Source organism: Vibrio sp. YYF0003 (assembly GCF_036350715.1).
Lineage (GTDB): Bacteria > Pseudomonadota > Gammaproteobacteria > Enterobacterales > Vibrionaceae > Vibrio > Vibrio natriegens.
This window is the reverse complement of the sequence record NZ_JAZDWA010000006.1, coordinates 292,083-311,243: the sequence shown is the minus strand read 5'-3', so window position 1 is coordinate 311,243 and position 19,161 is coordinate 292,083. Positions and strand designations below refer to the sequence as shown.

The window sequence follows — 19,161 nt, the reverse complement described above, 5'->3', positions numbered from 1 at the left end:
ACCGTGATGCCAATCCAGTACTAACGCCCTGTTAAGGTGTGAGCAACGCAATACCGATGCCGCCGCATACCACCTTAAACACAAAACGCAACGCATAGCAAAAATGCCAAGCGTTGCGAATCACTCTTAAACAGATTGTTATATGCCTACTCAAAAGCTTCTGTTATTAGATTCTTTAACGTATTGTGTCTTTTTGCTTCGTTCAAATCCTTTCTATGTTCATATTTTTCATCCGTTCTAAACAATGTACAAAGGAGGTTTTTAATACCAGAAGTAAAATACTCGAATTCTTCTAAAGCCGTGTCAATTGAATCGCATACAGATGAGAGGTTAGATAGTTGAATGGTTGCATTTTCAATTTTTTCATTTAAGCGGCAACACCTATCATAGGATTCTATGACTGAATCATATTCTCCTTTACTAAAGTCAAACTCTCCCCAGCAGCCAGATTCAAGTTCAAAAAATTCTTTATTATCTTCAATTTCAACAATTAAATGTTTAGCATTTTTGATAGTAATTTCATCTAAGTTCTTATATGAGATTGAAGTGATTTTATTTTTAAGATCCATAGTGAGTAGGTCTTGTTCAGAAAACCAAATAACTTTGCTTTCAATGTTATTTAATTTTGCATCATATAGCTTACTCTGTACGTCTTCGCATTGGATCTCTTTATAGTAAATGTTGGGGGTATCAGTTTTAAAGTCAATTAGCACTAATAATACAGACTCATTCATCATGCTCCATTGGTTTAAATGCTCAGTATCAATCTGTAGCTTTAGTTCTTTACTCTCTGTTGTTTTTATTTGAACTGGTAGGCAATTACCAGTTGGTCGGTTATTTCCATTTAATACTTCTATTTGTGCATCAATACCAATATCTATATCCAACAATCTACATGGCCAACCAAAATTTCTTAATATCCAATACGCAAAATAGTTCTCTCCAGCTTTGCCTTTTGCCGAGTTTTTTGGATATACCATAGTCAATTACTCCTCTTAAATTCAATTGTCAGCTTAGGCATATAACGCCTTGTTAAGGGGTGAGCAACGCAATACTGAAACCGCTGCATACCGCCGTAATCACTAAAACTAACGCATAGTAAAAATGCCACGCGTTGCGAATCCCTCTTGAACAATTTGTTAGCTTAAATTATGTAGCACCAAGCCACACCACCCCAAAACATAATATTCAAAGTCCAGACCATCACACTTTGAATAGGGAGCATATGAAAAACTAACTGTGGACATGCCCTAAGCTCTCTCAGCGAGAACAACATTTGAGGCTGAAAGTCCCAACTGGTAGCTAAACGCAGACCTCTTTTAAAGCGAGGATGATTCACCAAATATTCGGCGTAAGATGAATAAATTGTCCACAAACCGAAAAGACCAAACAGCTCAATTATTGAGATCACTTCCAAACTAAATGGCAATAATGAAGGTCCACCAATGAGTAAAATACCTGCAAATATCCATTTTTTACTTCTCATTACACATCCTTGTTAATGATTTAAGCTAACGCCGCATTAAGTGGTGAGCAACGCCTGCCACCCGACCTAATCCATTGTGCCGTAAACACTTAACTCAATTCAAACTGAAAATGCCGAGCGTTGGGAATCCGTCTTAAATGCCTTGTTATGTGCTAATTCTGAGAACTTTGCCACCTTTGCTTTGCTCGTTTTTCCAACCTAGCCGCCCAAATTAAAATGACACAGTAACCAAGCATTAAAGCAATAGAAACTCCGCTTTGTGGAAATAAAAAAGAGCTTGCACAAAAAGTAAAAGCAACTCCCATCATCAACTGACCTTTCGCTGAGTACCCATAGACACTATTAGGTTTAATTTTTTTCCGGAAATGCAAAAGTGATATAACAAAGAAAAAAGGAGGGAAAAGCCATAAGCTTAGTTTTAGATATTCAAGAAAAGTATTCATATTAGAAATTAGTCTCCATGGTATTTAAAACTTCGTAGCACATAACGCCGCGTTAAGGGGTGCCGGCACGCAATACATAAGCTTCTGCAAAGTGCCTTAAGCACAAAACTCAACGCAAACTAAAAATGCCACGCGTGCCAAATCCCTCTTAAACGCTTTGTTATGCCTTTAGTCGGTGATTGTAAAGTTAACTTGTGTGCCATCAGGAATATCCTTAATTTGTAAATTAATTTGACCTGACATCGAAAAGTAGACCTCAATATCCGTAAGCTCATAGTTTTCTGGCTCATAAGCTCCACCTAATACTGGTAACTGTTTGAATCCATACAGTTTACCGCCCACCAAATTTACACCTTGTGATTTCAACTGAGCTACAACGGGAATTAAGAACCACTCATTAACCAGCTCATTATCTTGAAGCTTCGACTGAAAATCTTCGTATGAGTCTGCTACCTTTTCAAACTCACCGCTACCTGTAATGAGCCAATATATTTCACCCGATGCTTTTTGTAGAAATGCATCACCTACAGAAGTAATCAAAATTGGCAAAGCAGAACCGACCAGCCACTGCCAGTCTTCAACTAACTTATCCCGCTCAATATGATCAAATCTAATTGTCAGATCATTCCATGTTAAAGACACATTATCTCCTTGAGGCATAACGCCGCGTTAAGTGGTGAGCAACGCTACCACCTAACCGAAGCCATTGTGCCGCAAACACTTAAGCTGATACAAACCAAAAATGCCAAGCGTTGTGAATCCGTCTTAAACGCTTTGTTATGTGCTTGCCGATTGATGCCCTAGACCTATTCTTGACCACGCATCACGATAATCAGCTTGATCATATGATTTAGGTTGAAGCCAATATGATATACGCCCGTCTTTTTCACCACGATGAGCTAAAGACTTTACTTCCTCAGGTGTCATGATGAACACATTTGGCTCTTTAGCGACGTTGTTTACTATTACCCAGTAATCTCCCATTATTTTGTCGAGGGATGTACCCAGTGGTACTGGGTTTCTTTTGGATAATGACTTGACCTGAACTCCAATGAATTCCGTTCCTTGCGTATTGTAAGCCACGATATCAATACCTTTTGCATTCCTCGCGGTTGGCATGACATTCCATCCCATTCGCAAAAGGTGATAGCAAACATAGTACATACCTATATTTCCTGTGACTTGAGTATCGAGCTTCATTTACCAGCCTCCTGCACATAACGCCCAATTAAGGGGTGAGCAACGCTACCACCCAACCCAAAGCATTGTGCCGTAGCCACCAAAAATTGAAGTAGAAGCAAAAATACCAAGCGTTGGGAATCCCTCTTAAATTGTTTGTTATGTTTACTTAATTACGGCAACTACGACCTGAGCCACACCAACTAGAACCAAGGCTCCGGTTAACCAATTTAGAGCTAAAGCCACTTTTCCGGAGCTTCTCGATGATTCTTCAAATGCACTTTTTATTGATCAATTTCGTCGCCCAACTCATCTATAGATTGCTGGATATCTTCCGTACAGCGAACAAGAATTGCTGACTTCTGCTGTTCATGAACTTGACTTCCCGCTTGAGCAGTTCCAATAAGCTCTTCAAGAATTTGATTTTTATCTTTATTTTCTACATAACTCATCAATCTCTCCCCATAAACATAACGCCCGCTTAAGTGGTGAGCAACACTACCACGACACTTATTATTACACCGTAAACACTAAAGCGAAACCGAACCAAAACCGCCGAGCGTTGCGAATCCGTCTTGAAGCGTTTGTTAGCATGATTTTTTTAAGCGATCATGAAAGTGACTTAAATGCGCTCTCGCAGTGGTGATGTCATTTAAGATGTTTTGCAATTTTTCAGCATCAAACTGCTCATAAGCTTTAGAAAGGCCTTTGTTGTTTGACTTCAATGATACTGGAGTACCCTTAGTTGGACTGGAGTGTAACCAACCACCATGGGTAACACCATTTCTCTTGGTCGCAGCGTCTTTTAGTTTGTTATCTAAGTCTTTGAGAACATCTTGGAAGTCTAAGCCTCTACTGCGACATTCGATGTGATAAAGCTGCAGAAGCTTCAAAGCTTTTTTCTTAAACATCATTTCACCAATAAACGCATATATTTTTTCAGCGTCATCAGCAGAAAACATGTCACAGATATAATATGAAATCTCATCTTCTAGTGCATTGAACTCGATGATGACGCGTGACAAGTTCATACCTACGCTATCTAAATATTTAATGAGTTCGTCACTTGAACTGTAAAACTCAGGAGCCCCTAAAATTGGGCTTTGTTTTATTCTGTAATCGCTCATTTTTGCTCCATCATGCTAACGCCGCATTAAGGTGTGAGCGGCGCTTGGCTATACTTGAGCGAAGCGAAAATGCCAAGCATTGCGAATCACTCTTAAATGCTTTGTTATGTTCAAAATGGTATGTCGAAATCCAAATCTAAGTCTGACTGTTGTTCTAAGGTTTTTAACTCTTCTTCGATAAAGACGATAAAGCTCCAACTTTTATCAACTAGCTCTCGGATGGACTCAGCACCAATAACTAAAGGGTTCCCATCCTTATCATAACCAGCACGATGAACACAGTGATGCCTTGTACTTACAGCTTGGAATAACCACTTTATTTCACCAAAATCTACGCTCAACACTTCCTTGTACATGGGCTTAACTTTCTTAAGGTCATGGAATATCAAGTCTTTTAAGTACTTCGCCACTGTTTGCTTTAATTGGTTTTGTTTTTGAAATATTTCTTTAAGAGTGAATTTTTGCTGTGAAAACGTAGGATCAGTTTCTACTAACTTTTGTATAAAATCACTATTGTTAGTGACCTTATGTATAAACGTTGATGCAAGATATGCCTCGACTGCGGCAACAACATGGCCGTGTAGCATTACATGCAAGCTAAAAGCTTGTTCTTCGGAAACTTCCGCTTCAAGAAGACCTTTTACGTTCTCTATTTGGCGTTCGAATACAGAAAACTGTTTAGAACTTTCAATAAACCAATCGAGATCGTCTTCACCTAAATCAGGATAATAAGGGACTGAATAATTTACATCGACTTCACCATTATCAATGCTACATTCAGCATATGAGAATGAGTTAGTTATGTAAGCCTCATACATATCACCGCACTTCTCACACTCAATTTCTTCCCAATGTTCACTGGTACTATCACGAGATTTCTCTGCCATGAAATCTGGATCAGGAACATATACAGTCGCTTCTATATGATGAGAGCATCTACACCCAAAGCTAATATCCATCAATAGACTCAAATTTTTCTCCTTTGAACATAACGCCCTGTTAAGGTGTGAGCAACGCAATACTGATGCCGCCGCATATCACCTTAAACACTAAACTCAACGCATAGTAAAAATGCCACGCGTTGCGAATCACTCTTAAACAGATTGTTAACTGCATACCTTAAAGAGTTCCATAAAACACTTAAAACTTGGAGAAATACGCCGCCAATAGACGTCATCCCACCAAATTATGGATGGTTCACAACCGTCGCGAAAATCTAAACAAAAAGGTGCGCCATCAGATGAATAGCCAAAACAGACTATCTTAGAAAAGTCTGTAATGTCGCGAATCTCACCAGGATAACCACTTAACTCAGAGCTGCCATAATAACCATCAGGCACAAAATCACTTTTGAGAGCTTCAGTACAACGCAGAACCTCATCTTTAGATGAACATAATTGACCTAACTCTGTCTCTAGATGATTGCCATAAGAGTCAGACTTCTGTTTGAGCGAAAAGCTACCAACTTCAATTTGGTACATACGAGAGCCCATCACTTCAATTAAAAAATCCGGAAGCTCTAATCTCATTATTCCTCCAAGCAGTTAACGCCTTGCTAAGGTGTGAGTAACGCAATATAAAAGCTACCGCGCGACGCCTTAATCACTGAAGACACCGCATACCAAAAATGCCACGCGTTACGAATCACTCTTAAGCAACTTGTTAGTACGCTGCCCGTGAACATTTGGCACATGCCAAGATATTGAAATATAGCACGAAACTTATGGCTTAAAATGTCGAAGCTAAAGGGACAACTGCCAAACTAGAACTCTCTCTCAAATCGCAAGTTGGCAAGAAGAAAAATATGCTTAACTGCCCTATTGTCGCCGTTTTCAAATTAACAAAGGATACGGGCTTCAGAACTAAACGACAGCGCCAAAGAAACTCCGTGTTGACGAAAATTTACCAGCATCAAAGAAACCACACTAAAGAAATAGCCCGAAAGTTAGAAACCGTAAACGGTGAAGTCAAAGCAAGCACAACACATATAGTGCCACCGGAAAGAACGTGAAAGGCACATTTGACCAGGTGTAAAACAAGGAAAGAAACCGATAAACTCCGAAAATTTTACCGTTGATGCCAATCCAGTACTAACGCCTTGTTAAGGTGTGAGGCACGCAATACAGAAGCTTCCGCATAACACCTTAACCACTAAAACTGACGCATAGTAAAAATGCCACGCGTGCCGAATCACTCTTGAACAATTTGTTATGTTTGTTCTCATGTAGAGCTGAGATCATTTTTCAATAATCACAGCAGTGAAATATGGATTTTCACCACAAGTAAATTCGGGGCGCAAACCTAACCTATGGACATCTAGTAAATTACTTCTACATTTACTTCTACCATTTAGGTAAGAACTTATAATTTCTTCATTTGATAATGAATATTTCGCGACCAATGTTTTGAGCAGTTGTTGCACCTGTTTTTCAGACAATGTATACATCGGAATATCAAAAGATACAATTTCTTCCATTCCGTCATAACCTCTGACTTTCCACAATTTCATGTAATTCGCCTTAAAACATAACGCCGCATTAAGGTGTGAGCAACGCTACCACTAAACTCAACCATACCACCGTAAACACAAAACCCAACGACTAGCACAGAAAATGCCAAGCGTTGGGAATCACTCTTAAATGCTTTGTTATGTGTTGCCTATAGAAGTCTAAGCTTTCTAGCTTTTTCAATAATTTCAATAGGTAAACGATTAGAACTAATAACCATATCCAAAGCATCGTATTCGCGGTGATCATTGAATATACGCCTAGATTGCGATATTCGAGTAATACAACCAGACTCTTGATAACCCTCTAAAGCTATCAAGTGTTCAATCAAATCCTCTTTTGACCAGTTTTTATCCTGAAACAACTCGTAGTATTTAACAAAACACTCTTTTCCGATCGATCGTAAGCTACGATCTAACTGTTTGTCATCCATAGCGCTACCTGCGAAGAAATCTACCTTGATAAGTATGGCAGATAGTCAAAAAGACACATAACGCCGCATTAAGGTGTGAGCAACGCTACCACGAAACTCAACCATACCACCGTAAACACTAAACCCAACAATGGAATGAAAAAATACCAAGCGTTGGGAATCACTCTTAAATGCTTTGTTATGCGTTTTTTCCAACGACCCTTGCTCTCAGCATTTCTGACATACCTCTAGAACTGAGTTTCCATAGAGCTTGCGGATTGTCATTATTAATTTCAATTAGTCCCATAGCCATAAACTGAATCCTAATTGTGTATAAATTCTGCTTATCTGTTGTAAAACTAGAATTATTTCTATCTTGAATGTCTACATTGCTGAGTTGTTGTGAAACAAATTCGCTTACTGCTGAGTCAAATGCAGCGTCAGACAAAAATGGGGACAATAAAGCAAACAGTTCTCGCCAACTAATGTTTGCCGTCCACTTACAGTCTTGTGAGGGTTGATGAATTGAATGGGCAAACTTACGGTATGAACCATGTAACTCAATAGTGCTATCCCAATCAGCTAGCTCTTTTTCTGGCACTAGTGGTTGATGACTACTCAATTCATCTAACTGGGCTATCAATGAGTCATTCTTTTTTCTCAGTTCATTTATTTCGGCTAACAGTTCAGGTGATGCAGCAGAATCAGCCCTAACCCAACCAACGGCAGGAAACATTTTTATCGTCTTATTCAGGCTTAAAGCAACCTCACCCGGTAACTGGTTCGCTTCTTTCCAAAAACGAACTAACCTACCGGTGCCTACTTTCTTTCTGAACTCTTGTAATTTTCCATACAAGTCTTCTGATTGCTCACTTTTACCACGAGGTAAATCATCTGGGGCTTCATGCAGTAAAGCGATAACTTTAATGCCTTTACTTATAGCGTAATCAAACTCTTTTTCAGTATAGCTCAACCCATCTTCGGCAGTGGTACCATAACGACCACCAATGATAAGTAAATAGTAATCGCAATCGTCGATTACTTTCTTTATAAATTCCCACTGCTCTTCATCCGCTGCTGGAAAGAGCTCCATACCTGCAGGAATGCAATCCATTTCCATGAGTGTCTGGAGGACACTTTGTCGCTCTTCGACGAGGTCAACATAAGTCGAACTTACAAAGACTTGGTAACGTTTATCCATTACTTCTCCATTTTATTTTTCTCACGCTAAAACTCGGGGCCGTCTGACGCATAACGCCCAATTAAGGGGTGAGTAACGCAACACCGATGCCACCTCAAACCACCTTAATCACTCAAATTAACGCATGCCAAAAATGCCACGCGTTACGAATCCCTCTTGAATTGTTTGTTAGTACGCTGCCCTTAAAGCCTTTGGCATACACCAAGATATTGAAATATAGCACGAAAGTTATGGCTTAATACGCTGACACCAAAGGGACAACTGCCAAACTAGAACTCACTCTCAAAACACAAGTTGGCTAGAAGAAAAACTTGCTTAACTGCCCTATTGTCGCCGTTTTCAAATTAACAAAGGATACGGGCTTCAGAACTGAACAACCGCGCCAGTGAAAAGCATTTCTGACTCATAAAACCAATCACACCAAAGAACCCGCACCAGAGAAATAGCCCGAAAGTTAGAAACCGTAAACGGTGAAATCAACGCGAACACAACTCATATAGTGCCACCGGAAAGAACGTGAAAGGCACATTTAACCAGGTGTAAAGCTAGGAAAAGAAACCGATAAACTCCGAAAATTTTACCGTTGATGCCAATCCAGTACTAACGCCGCATTAAGGTGTGAGCAACGCTGCCACAAAACTAAACCATACCACCGTAAACACAAAACCCAACGATGACACCGAAAATGCCAAGCGTTGGGAATCACTCTTAAATGCCTTGTTAGCAGTATATCTTACGAGAACTCGACTTCTTCAGCTTGTTTTTCATAGATATGTTTCTGCCTCAAAACGGATACTTGGATTACAGCAGGGATTGTTACACGGTATGCAGCACCAGCAACATCAACAGCAGTCCATAGACCAGTAATAGCCCAACCAATTGGTCCAGTCAAAACCGCCATTGTTCTAGTAAGCGCTGCATTACCCGCGAACGTCAAACCACGACCAATTAATGCTTTAGCCACGGCATTTACGATAATTAGTGTTAGCTGATATGACTTGAAACCTCCGGCACGAAATACCGCCTGAAAAACACCAACCATTGCTTCTTTCGTTATGCCTGAAGTATTTTTTACACCCGTACTCAATGCCAATTCTTTGAGCTCTTCCGGAGACATTTTTTCAATAGCCTCCTCGAGAATTTTCATTAACAAATTTTGCTCAATCTTTTCGACACTAGAGTTTTTATTGTAATTTACTTTCATCTTATCGCAGACATCAGTCAACACTTCCTTATACTCGACGCCTTTACCACCACGTAACAAAGTCACAAAAGTGTTGGCACCGAAGCATTGTATTTCTGCAGCTATTTCTTCCCAGTACATCGAATGATCTGGATAGTGTCTTTTATATTTAGCGTGCTGAGTTAGTTCTTCAGTAAAACGCTCCTCACCATCTTTATCATGAGTTAAACAATAAACTAAGTCACTAAGGTCTTCTGATTTAATTGCACCTAAGAACTCTAAGTCACTATCATATCTGTAAGCCATTTTTTTTCCTTTATTACTATTTTACTTATTACACTAACTTGTACTGCTAACGCCCGCTTAAGTGGTGAGCAACGCTACCACTACACTCAATTATTACACCGTAAACACAAAAGCCAAATCAAACCAAAACCGCCGAGCGTTGCGAATCCGTCTTAAAGCGTTTGTTATGCGATTTTTCAAAGGTTGCTATTAAGTCGTTGATTAAGCTCCCACAAGGCTATTCTGTTTGAGTCATATTTCAAAAGTTCACTAGCCTCTTGAAAACTACACCAACGAAATTTTGTATGCTCATTTGATAGCTGAGGCTCAGTAGACACCCGAACCGAAAAAGAATATTCAGGCACAACAAACTGATGATTAGTCCAATTTTCATGACCAGAATAGTACACTTTTGGGAGCATACACATTGAGTCCAATTGCTGCCAATCACAGCCAATTAAACCAGTTTCTTCTTTAAGTTCACGCTTTGCTGCCTCGATAATGGATTCACTATCTTCACCACCGCCTGAAATAGCTTGCCATACACCATTATCACTTCGTTTTCCGATTAAGTAACGAGGTTGTTCATTGAGTATTTGATACGGAAATACTAATACTTGAAGTGGTGCTCTCATTGGTTTTTCCTCTAATCGCATAACGCCTTGTTAAGGTGTGAGGCACGCAATACCTAAGCTTCCGCATAACACCTTAACCACTGAAACCAACGCATAATAAAAATGCCACGCGTGCCGAATCACTCTTGAACAATTTGTTAGGCGACGACTTTTAGCTATCTAATGACCTCGAACAGCGAATGCAACACCGCAGACTATGAAAAGAACAATAAACCACAAAATTGCGGGCATCGGGTTTCCATTTTTAGCTTCAGACGCCAAATATGAATTGAACTCTTTTTTACTTTGTCTTCTGCCATGTTTCGTGGACAAATTGTGCTGCCCCAACGGTGTGGTTCCCGACTCAACATACTGTTTCGCAGATGCGAGTGTAGGTACAGGACCAAAATCATGAGAACCGTTTGCAGTAAGTACAAGCCAGCCTGAACCTTGTTTTACAATAAAACGCCCATCATCCACCGAGTATTGTCCCGCTTGGATTCTAGTTACCTTAGCCATTATTAACTCCTAGTCGCCTAACGCCGCGTTAAGGGGTGAACAGCGCCACCACCTGACCTAAACCATTGTGCCATAATCACAAAAGCTAAACTTCTAACCAAAACTGCCAAGCGTTGAGAATCCCTCTTGAACGCTTTGTTATGTGCGTGCTAAACGGTAGCGCCTTACAGTGCCCTCGTTTTCACTTGTGTAGTTGCCAAGATACTCTCCGCCACAGTTTTCGATAACCTTTTGGGACGCTGGATTGTCAATTGAACAAGTAACAATAACTGAGTCAGTGACAATATGCTCTCGCACCCAAGCGAGGAGAAATGAAGCTACACCTTTACCGCGAGCTGACGGTCTAGTTTCGTAGCCTACATGCCCAATGACATTTTCTACGTTGGCATTAGTACCTTTACGAACTCGAATAGCGCCTAAGATTTCAGAGTCAGATACGCAATAATAAGTTGTGCTGGGCAAATAACCGTTTGGTAACTCAGAAGTTGCCTTAGAACGTTCAACCAAACCTGATAAATAAGCTTCAGGATCTTGTTCAACGCCGGAATATTTAGGGATACCCGACTCCAAACATTCTTTCGCGTAACTTGCTAATATTGGAGCTAAATCTGGACTCGCTTCTACTACTTCCATGTCAATTTTCCTCAAAAGCACATAACGCCGCGTTAAGTGGTGAACAACGCGACCACCTAACCTAAACCATTGTGCCGTAAACACTTAAGCTGAATCAAACCGAAAATGCCAAGCGTTGTGAATCCGTCTTAAACGCTTTGTTATACAAACTGTTACAGCTTATCCGCCAATTTCTTAAGGTAAGATTTGGCTAGTTCATTTTTACCTCGGCTTAACCACTTTATACACTCTAAAAGTTCCCAGATTAAACCTTGGTCACCATTTGTATATGCAGGAAAATCTTCGTGCTTTGGTGCTGGAGCATCGGTTAATCGTGATTCCACGGCACCCGTTTTATCAAATAGCACTTTGAAAGGTTTGGAGATATCAAAAGGTTCGCTTAGATCTAGGCAATGAATCTCTGTGCTGGTTAAGTCTGTGAAAATGTATTTTGTAAAGTAAGCATTCTCGTTATGAAATCCTTGATTGCGATAGAAAATTTCTTTACCACGCTCAAAAGCCGAAAAGCACTCTTGTGTGGATTTATGGAATTCATTTTGAGTAAGAATCAAAATATCAGCGTCAGATACTCGGTCACCCTTACCTGCAGCCAATGAGCCTAGTAACACTGCGGCAACCACATTGTCTTCGGAAATAAACGCAGAACAAGCAGATTTAACCAGTTCTCTTTGAAGGGGAAGATTTTCAAGGTTAAGTTCTTCTAAACTCACAGTTACCTCCGTTTGTATAACGCCCTGTTAAGGGGTGAACAACGCAAGACCGAAGCCGCCGCATACCACCTTAAACACTAGAACCAACGCATAGTGAAAATGCCACGCGTTGCGAATCCCTCTTGAACAGTTTGTTAGGCTTATTATTCGCCGTTTACCTGTTTCGCAAAATTAGCGTGAAAACTGATTAGCTCGACACCATCTACTGCTTTTATAGATGCATTATTTCCCTCAGCAGTGCAGAAAGGTGGATACGCGAATAACAACTGACCAACCTTTAAATCCAAATCGTTTGGAATGCTCAACCTTTCAATTGGGTCCTCGTCAACCCAAGCCAAAAACTGTTCCCAAGTACAACCAAATTCATCAATATCACCAGTTTCTGCATTCAATTTAACTACCAAATTATCTCGAATAAAAAACTGGTCACCAAAGCAATCCTGTGCAATAGGAAAATCACTTGCTTTAACTTCTCGATATAAGTTGTGGAAAGCCAACTCACCATCTAAGAAAGTATTAACATTTAACAATCGCTCTTGTGCATCATTAGAGCGGATTTGTAGACCGCCTGAATATAATATTTTCATAGTTTCTCGTTCTATAAGCCTAACGCCGCGTTAAGGGGTGAGCAACGCAGACCACCTAACCTAAACCATTGTTCCGTAATCACTCAAGCTGAATCAAACCCAAAATGCCGAGCGTTGGGAATCCCTCTTGAACGCTTTGTTATACGTTTTTGTTAAGATACTCTCTAACACCCCTAGCAGCTTCCTCAGATATACCTAGAGAAAACTGCTTTGGTTCGACAATGCCATTACAACCTCTAGCTGCATTGAATGCCCTAATTATTCGCTCCAGCGCTGGTTGGACTGATTCTGTTCTAGGCTGTAAAACTAGGACTAGATAGTCGTTATTGGAGATATCAACTTCAATATACGCATTCATATCCGCACTAGCCGAAAGGCGATATTTAGTTCGAGTGAAGTAACCTTTGTCACGGTATTGAAGAAACTCAGCTAACTCCATATTTAGTAGTTCCTGCCTTTCATAGCCAATAGCTTCAAGGAGTAACTCAATATTGTCATCTAAAGGCAGTTCTACCTGTATCATTATTACCTCAAACGTATAACGCCGCATTAAGGGGTGAACAACGCTACCACCCAGCCTAAACCATTGTGCCGTAAACACTAAAGCCAATTCAAACCGAAACCGCCAAGCGTTGTGAATCCCTCTTAAATGCTTTGTTAGTTGCCAAGTCTAACACTTTGATTTGAAGTTAATTGACACTTTGCCAACACTAACTTTACGTACGTTGAAAAACTCAAATCAGGCGCAGATTCAAAGCGACTGTAACTGAAACCGCTTGGAACATACAACGCCGTAGAAAGCGGACTGACAAAACCTAAGAGCTCTTTTGGAAAGATAATGCTACAGAGCGAGCTTTCAACAAGTAAATCGGCTTCTGAAGCAGAAACCCCAAACCACACAAGAAACTAAAACACGATTTTGACAAACCCAAATCGCTAGAAATTGAAATACGGCAACCTAGCCAACAATACACGGACATTAACCCTAAATATTCTGCATTAGCTGAGTTTTTCTCGTTGGTAACTAACGCCTTGTTAAGGTGTGAGGCACGCAATACCGAAGCTTCCGCATACCACCTTAACCACCAAACCTAACGCATAATAAAAATGCCACGCGTGCCGAATCACTCTTGAACAATTTGTTAGCTTTCGGACGCCGACGTAACGCTGAGCCTACCTTCAATTTTATGCAATTGCTTATTTGTATTTTTGAGTTCCTCAACTAACTGTTTATCCCAATTGAAGTCGGAAATGTCAGTCTCACCAAACGCCTCGATAAATAGCTGTGAAGAACTAGTGTTCTTGGAAAATGAAAGTTTTGAATTTGCTCTCTTATACTTGGCAGTAACTACGATAGATTTTTTGCCAATATACTTTTTTAGACCTCCATATTGTCCCCACGTAATAACCATAGACTGATTCGGAGCCATATAAGGAATTCCATCTACAATGGGACCAGACTTCATAAGACTAGGCATATTCTTTGGTTCTTCAATTCCGAAAGCCTTACTTGGTAACGGCCGAGATGTTTCAAACACAATATTTTCAGCGGGTCCATTACCAATATTTTTAATAATTAAGTTTACAAATGATGGTCGTTTTTTGTCTGTATCGACATAAACGATGACTTCTGGGTCCGTCGAAGTCCGGTATACAACATATGTAATGATCGCTGACGCCGTTGCGATCAATGCCATAAATGTTGATATCCAATCAGAAATTTCCATCTTAAATCCTCCGAAAGAAAGCTAACGCTTTCTATACGGCTTTTTGCAGCCTTTCAGACGTAACAACGCCTTATTTCTCTTAAGCATATTTATGAATATTAGCACTTATCTTTATGAAAAATATAGAAACGAGGTATGAATATGAGTGCTGGTACGCGCAATTAGAAGGCAAAAAGCAGGTTAGTTAACTGAGTGATGATAAATTAACAAAACTGTATAAATAAACAGGTTACATTTCGTTATGAAATCCCAATTTTTACTTAGTGTAAAAGAGCATATGCTAATGCATCATTACTCAAATAAAACGATTGAAAGTTACCTATTTTGGATCAAGCGTTATATCGTTTTTCATCAGTTTGCACATCCATCTAAGTTGTCAGAAGAGCATGTAGTTCAGTTCCTTAGCCACATTGCCGTCAAAGATAAAGTCGCAGTAAAAACTCAAGCTTTAGCGCTTTGTTCGATTGCATTTCTGTACCGAGATTTCTTTCAGACACCACTCTCACTCGAAATGCGATTTCAAAAGTCACTAACTGAGAAAAAACTTCCTGTCGTGTTAACACGAGACGAGATTCGTCGATTTATTCAACATATCGATCCCAAATACAAGCTTCAAACACTTCTACTCTATGGTTCCGGGCTTCGCTTGATGGAGTGCCTAAGATTAAGAATTCAGGACATTGACTATGATTATGGTGCAATCCGTGTCTGGCAAGGTAAAGGCGGAAAGAACCGTACGGTGACATTAGCAAAAGAGCTACATTCTTCCCTAAAAGCACAAGTGGATCTCGCTCGAAGTTATTATCAAAAAGATTGTCACATGCCTGGTTACGCAGGTGTTTATATTTCAGAGGGTCTACAACGTAAATACCCAAACGCACAGTTGGACTTTAACTGGCACTTTCTATTCCCGTCAGCAAAGCTAAGTGTTGATCCAGAAATGGGAGAGTTAAGAAGACATCATATCAACGAGAGTGCTCTACAAAGAGCCGTCAAACGCTCAGCGAAAGACGCGGGAATCGAAAAATCGGTAACGTGCCATACGCTAAGACATAGCTTTGCCACGCACCTACTCGAATCAGGTGCCGATATCAGAACAGTTCAGGAGCAGTTAGGGCACTCAGATGTAAAAACCACACAAATATACACTCACGTTATCGAAAGAGGAGCAAGTGGCGTGCTAAGCCCTCTATCAAACCTTTAAAAAGATAAAGCCACCAAATTGGTGGCTTAATATAATAATTTCAGCATATTACTAGTGGCGTTCGCCCAGTTTAACATTGCCTTTTGAGTCAAACCAAAGAGCTTGAGCGCGACGGCGGCCAAGCAACATTGGGCCATCATCATAGAACAGGAAGTTCTTCCAATGCTTTTTGAAGATAGACCACTTGGTTTCGATGACGTTGTACTTCTCGTAACAGAAATAAACGGTAACATCGTCTTGCCAATCAATATGTGTTTCAACTTCGGTTGGCATTTCTGGCTCGTCTGATTCCCAAGCGCTAATCCAGTCGACAGTTTCTGACCAGTTGGACTCTTTCATCGGCCAATCTTGAGAGCTCAAGCGATCCATATCAGGGCTTTGTGCACTGATGTTCTCTTTCCAGAACTGAGCGGAGCGAGCCTGACTCATCGGCTTTATCTGCGCTAAGTCTTCTTCTGGTACCGGCATCGACTGGTGAGTAAAAATCCATTTTCTTTGGTATTCGTCCAAAGGCAAATAAGACATTCAGTCTCCTTTATTACGACTTCAGCCAACCTTTATCGGTGGCATCTTCAATTATTTCTTTCGCTTTGTCCCACAATGTGACAGAGCCAAGTTCAATTCTTTTGTTAATAGTAAGCGCTTGTTCACGTGTTACTCTATGTTCTTGCCAACTCTGACCGTCATTATGATAATTCAGAAGCATTGGCATTAAACGGTCGAGGGCTTTTGCATACTTTGCATCGTCAGTTTGTGCCGCTTCAAATTCATGCCACAATGCCAATAGCTCTTTGCCTTGATCGCTTGGCAGCATTCCGAATAAACGTTCTGCGGCTTTGATTTCTTTTTCCACCTGCTCTTTTGAAGCGGCCGTATCATAAACAAAGGTGTCGCCCGCGTCGATCTCTACGACATCGTGGATCAACAGCATTTTCATCACTCGGCAAATATCGACCGGAGCATTGGCATGTTCTTCCATCAAGACGGCCATCAGAGCTACGTGCCAACTGTGTTCTCCGCTGTTTTCCAGTCTGCCTTCCGCGCTTTTAACACGGGTTCGGCGAAGCACATTTTTCAACTGATCCAACTCTATTAATAGCGTTAGCTGCTTCTCTAGTCTTTCCATATCATCGAGCCTTTGGTTGCCAGTCAGGTTTAGTCAGTGAGGTTAAGATATGATCTTGCCACTCGCCATCTATCAAAAGATAGTCCTTCGCATAGCCTTCTTTACTAAAGCCAACATGTTCCAGAACGGCTTCGCTGCGTTTGTTGTGTGGCATGTACCCTGCCTGAATTCGATGCATATTTTGTACGTCGAACATGTAATCACAAGCCATTTTAAGACCACGACGCATGTATCCGTTACCCTGCGCCGTTTGGGCAAGAGAGTAACCAACGCTGCATGAGTGGAACGGGAAACGAACCAGGCCGCTGAAGGAAATTGTGCCTAACATGCGTTGTTTTTGGGTATCAATAAGAAGGCAGTAATAGCCAAGCCCCTGACGATGGAGTTCGCTTAGTTTAATGAGTTTTTGTAGCCAACCATTGACGGTAAAAAAGGCGTCCTCGCGGGTTGGTTCATACGGCTTTAAGTACTCGCGATTTACCTGAAAATATTCGGCAATCATATCTGCATCAGCGATTTCCGCAGTACGCAGAAGTAAGTCGCCGTCCAACTTATGAACGGCGACGGATGAACTTTTATCTTCCATTACAAATGACAACGTCCGTTTTCTCTTCGTTCAGGATTAATTTTTACGAATCCCATAGTCACGCAGTTTATTGGCAATTGACGTATGTGATACATTCAAACGCTTCGCCAGCTTGCGACTTGATGGGAATGACTGATACAAACGCTCAAGGATCTGAGACTCATAATCACGCATGATCTCATCCAAAGAGCCATCTAAATTGAGTGTCGCACTGCCACCACCGACAGATTGAGGTTGTGGCAAATTAAAGTGCTCAACCTTCAATAAATGACCATCCATCTCGGTTAAAGCTCGCAGAACCATATTATCCAGCTGACGCATATTACCCGGCCATTGGTAGTTTGCGAGTCCGTCGATCAAATCTTCGTCGAAATCAGGTTTATCAATACCCAATTGCTGCGCGTGCTTGGTCACAAACAGCTCTAATAGTGGAGCGACATCATTAGAGCGCTTGCGTAAAGGAGGAATCGTCAACGTAAGAACGTTCAGGCGATAGTATAAATCTTCACGGAACATACCCGCTTCCGACAGCTCAGCAAGGTTATGCTTGGTAGAGGCGATAATACGCACATCAACGTGCATTTCATCCTCTGCGCCAACTCGACGGAAATTACCATCCTGAAGAAAACGCAGTAGCTTGATTTGCAAATGGGAGCTCATCTCACCAATTTCATCCAAGAAGACGGTGCCGCCATTCGCTTGTTCAAAAATGCCTTTGTGCCCCTGCTCGTGGTTAAATGAGCCTGGCGCATGGCCGAACAGTTCAGTTTCAGCCACATCATCTGGCATAGACGCGCAGCTCAGTACGAGGAAAGGCTTACTCGCTCGGCTAGATCGGCTGTGACACGCTTTTGCCAGCATTTCTTTACCAGTGCCAGTTTCACCTTCAATCAATAACGGCTGATCAAGGACAGACAACTTCTTGGCTTGATTCATCAATGCTTTATGGCGGTTAGATAATCCGACAAAGTGTTCAAAACCAAGCGGGTTATGCAGCGGCACGGCTTCTTCAATTCGCGAAACTTGCTGGCTGGAGCGAATCGTGATCAACGTACTCGCCAGTGTCGAGTTTTGCGCTTCATCTTTGATATAAACCGGCATCAACTCAAGAATATAATCCAGGCCATCAATCACCAGATTTTCACGAGTCCGGGCGTTCACCCCTTCAGACCAACGAGAGAAACGCATGCTTGGTAATAGCGTACCAATTTGTGTGCCGATAACTTCTTGCTTGTGCAAACCTAGCAGAGACAACGCAGACATGTTGGCCATGTCTACCGCGCCTTTTAGGTCGATAGCAAAGACGGGATCTGGCAGATTATCCACCAGCGAAAGCAGCTCGGTATTATGGCGTTCCATGGGCATGAACTGGATTTTACGTACGTCTTTAACCCCCGAAATACGTCGGATTTCGGCCATTAATTCGCTAAAGGTATCAAAATCAATATCCGGGCAATTCAAATATATAATGCCGCTGATATCAATCTCGATACCACGCAAGTCGATACTTTTAGATGCTAAAATATCGAGCAGTTCTCGGGTAAGACCGAGTCTATCTTCACATAAGACTTCAAGACGCACTGAAAATATCCCAATTCACAACTGTCAGGAAAAGTTGACAGTAGTTTCTAT

25 protein-coding genes are annotated in these 19,161 nt (G+C 41.1%); 1 reads left to right on the top strand and 24 read right to left on the bottom strand.

Annotated features, from left to right (window positions below; translation table 11 throughout):
• Window positions 1–146: 146 nt before the first annotated feature.
• The 20 genes from V1U08_RS18200 to V1U08_RS18105 form a co-directional block, all read right to left on the bottom strand.
• A complete protein-coding gene (locus V1U08_RS18200) occupies window positions 147–980 on the bottom strand; it encodes a DUF4365 domain-containing protein (protein ID WP_318497707.1) in 834 nt (277 codons plus the stop codon).
• Between the two features lie 164 nt (window positions 981–1,144).
• Window positions 1,145–1,486 carry a hypothetical protein gene (locus V1U08_RS18195; RefSeq protein WP_069537329.1) on the bottom strand — a complete coding sequence of 114 codons (342 nt, stop codon included), beginning with the start codon at window positions 1,484–1,486 and terminating at the stop codon, window positions 1,145–1,147.
• Between the two features lie 152 nt (window positions 1,487–1,638).
• Entirely contained in the window at window positions 1,639–1,929 is a 291-nt protein-coding gene (locus V1U08_RS18190; protein ID WP_267398943.1) for a hypothetical protein, read from the bottom strand.
• Between the two features lie 168 nt (window positions 1,930–2,097).
• A complete protein-coding gene (locus V1U08_RS18185; protein WP_069540179.1) occupies window positions 2,098–2,571 on the bottom strand; it encodes a T6SS immunity protein Tdi1 domain-containing protein in 474 nt (157 codons plus the stop codon).
• A gap of 135 nt (window positions 2,572–2,706) precedes the next feature.
• Entirely contained in the window at window positions 2,707–3,129 is a 423-nt protein-coding gene (locus V1U08_RS18180; protein WP_330471177.1) for a hypothetical protein, read from the bottom strand.
• Between the two features lie 263 nt (window positions 3,130–3,392).
• Window positions 3,393–3,560 (bottom strand): hypothetical protein, encoded by a 168-nt coding sequence (locus V1U08_RS18175; RefSeq protein ID WP_330471176.1) that lies wholly within the window; start codon window positions 3,558–3,560, stop codon window positions 3,393–3,395.
• Window positions 3,561–3,695: 135 nt separating this feature from the next.
• Window positions 3,696–4,235, bottom strand: a complete 540-nt coding sequence (locus V1U08_RS18170) for a hypothetical protein (protein ID WP_330471175.1) — start codon at window positions 4,233–4,235, stop codon at window positions 3,696–3,698.
• 110 nt (window positions 4,236–4,345) lie between these two features.
• Window positions 4,346–5,206, bottom strand: a complete 861-nt coding sequence (locus tag V1U08_RS18165) for a hypothetical protein (RefSeq protein ID WP_140372758.1) — start codon at window positions 5,204–5,206, stop codon at window positions 4,346–4,348.
• A 135-nt stretch (window positions 5,207–5,341) separates the two neighbouring features.
• Complete coding sequence (locus V1U08_RS18160; RefSeq protein WP_330471174.1) at window positions 5,342–5,764, bottom strand: SMI1/KNR4 family protein; 423 nt, start codon at window positions 5,762–5,764, stop codon at window positions 5,342–5,344.
• A 707-nt stretch (window positions 5,765–6,471) separates the two neighbouring features.
• The gene (locus tag V1U08_RS18155) at window positions 6,472–6,744 is read right to left on the bottom strand and encodes a hypothetical protein (protein WP_330471173.1); all 273 of its coding nucleotides are present in this window, start codon (window positions 6,742–6,744) and stop codon (window positions 6,472–6,474) included.
• Between the two features lie 149 nt (window positions 6,745–6,893).
• Window positions 6,894–7,175 carry a hypothetical protein gene (locus tag V1U08_RS18150; RefSeq protein ID WP_193292662.1) on the bottom strand — a complete coding sequence of 94 codons (282 nt, stop codon included), beginning with the start codon at window positions 7,173–7,175 and terminating at the stop codon, window positions 6,894–6,896.
• A gap of 178 nt (window positions 7,176–7,353) precedes the next feature.
• The gene (locus V1U08_RS18145) at window positions 7,354–8,355 is read right to left on the bottom strand and encodes a DUF4062 domain-containing protein (RefSeq protein WP_330471172.1); all 1,002 of its coding nucleotides are present in this window, start codon (window positions 8,353–8,355) and stop codon (window positions 7,354–7,356) included.
• A gap of 733 nt (window positions 8,356–9,088) precedes the next feature.
• Window positions 9,089–9,844, bottom strand: a complete 756-nt coding sequence (locus V1U08_RS18140) for a DUF3944 domain-containing protein (protein ID WP_006741457.1) — start codon at window positions 9,842–9,844, stop codon at window positions 9,089–9,091.
• Between the two features lie 176 nt (window positions 9,845–10,020).
• Entirely contained in the window at window positions 10,021–10,458 is a 438-nt protein-coding gene (locus tag V1U08_RS18135) for an NUDIX hydrolase (protein WP_330471171.1), read from the bottom strand.
• A gap of 159 nt (window positions 10,459–10,617) precedes the next feature.
• Window positions 10,618–10,956, bottom strand: a complete 339-nt coding sequence (locus tag V1U08_RS18130; protein WP_152816208.1) for a hypothetical protein — start codon at window positions 10,954–10,956, stop codon at window positions 10,618–10,620.
• Between the two features lie 138 nt (window positions 10,957–11,094).
• Complete coding sequence (locus V1U08_RS18125; protein ID WP_025625177.1) at window positions 11,095–11,589, bottom strand: GNAT family N-acetyltransferase; 495 nt, start codon at window positions 11,587–11,589, stop codon at window positions 11,095–11,097.
• A 152-nt stretch (window positions 11,590–11,741) separates the two neighbouring features.
• Window positions 11,742–12,299: a nucleotidyltransferase domain-containing protein gene (locus V1U08_RS18120; protein ID WP_053342871.1), complete on the bottom strand. Its 558-nt coding sequence runs from the start codon at window positions 12,297–12,299 to the stop codon at window positions 11,742–11,744.
• Between the two features lie 143 nt (window positions 12,300–12,442).
• Window positions 12,443–12,886, bottom strand: a complete 444-nt coding sequence (locus V1U08_RS18115) for a hypothetical protein (RefSeq protein WP_330471170.1) — start codon at window positions 12,884–12,886, stop codon at window positions 12,443–12,445.
• A gap of 139 nt (window positions 12,887–13,025) precedes the next feature.
• A complete protein-coding gene (locus tag V1U08_RS18110) occupies window positions 13,026–13,409 on the bottom strand; it encodes a hypothetical protein (RefSeq protein ID WP_140357611.1) in 384 nt (127 codons plus the stop codon).
• A gap of 619 nt (window positions 13,410–14,028) precedes the next feature.
• Window positions 14,029–14,613, bottom strand: coding sequence for a hypothetical protein (locus V1U08_RS18105; RefSeq protein WP_330471169.1), 585 nt, complete (start codon window positions 14,611–14,613; stop codon window positions 14,029–14,031).
• Window positions 14,614–14,854: 241 nt separating this feature from the next.
• Here V1U08_RS18105 and V1U08_RS18100 point away from each other — a divergent pair, with 241 nt between their 5' ends.
• On the top strand, window positions 14,855–15,817 hold the full coding sequence (locus V1U08_RS18100; protein ID WP_330471168.1) for an integron integrase: 963 nt from the start codon (window positions 14,855–14,857) through the stop codon (window positions 15,815–15,817).
• A 51-nt stretch (window positions 15,818–15,868) separates the two neighbouring features.
• On the opposite strand, the gene V1U08_RS18095 is transcribed toward V1U08_RS18100, so the two are convergent.
• Genes V1U08_RS18095 through tyrR form a run of 4 tightly spaced genes read right to left on the bottom strand, consistent with a single transcriptional unit; the run spans window position 15,869 to window position 19,110 of the window.
• A complete protein-coding gene (locus V1U08_RS18095) occupies window positions 15,869–16,342 on the bottom strand; it encodes a DUF2947 domain-containing protein (RefSeq protein WP_330471167.1) in 474 nt (157 codons plus the stop codon).
• A gap of 13 nt (window positions 16,343–16,355) precedes the next feature.
• Window positions 16,356–16,943, bottom strand: coding sequence for an HD domain-containing protein (locus tag V1U08_RS18090; RefSeq protein ID WP_330471166.1), 588 nt, complete (start codon window positions 16,941–16,943; stop codon window positions 16,356–16,358).
• Window position 16,944: 1 nt separating this feature from the next.
• The gene (gene rimJ / locus V1U08_RS18085) at window positions 16,945–17,529 is read right to left on the bottom strand and encodes a ribosomal protein S5-alanine N-acetyltransferase (protein WP_330471165.1); all 585 of its coding nucleotides are present in this window, start codon (window positions 17,527–17,529) and stop codon (window positions 16,945–16,947) included.
• Between the two features lie 36 nt (window positions 17,530–17,565).
• Window positions 17,566–19,110 carry a transcriptional regulator TyrR gene (tyrR, locus tag V1U08_RS18080; RefSeq protein ID WP_014232344.1) on the bottom strand — a complete coding sequence of 515 codons (1,545 nt, stop codon included), beginning with the start codon at window positions 19,108–19,110 and terminating at the stop codon, window positions 17,566–17,568.
• Between the last annotated feature and the right edge of the window lie 51 nt (window positions 19,111–19,161).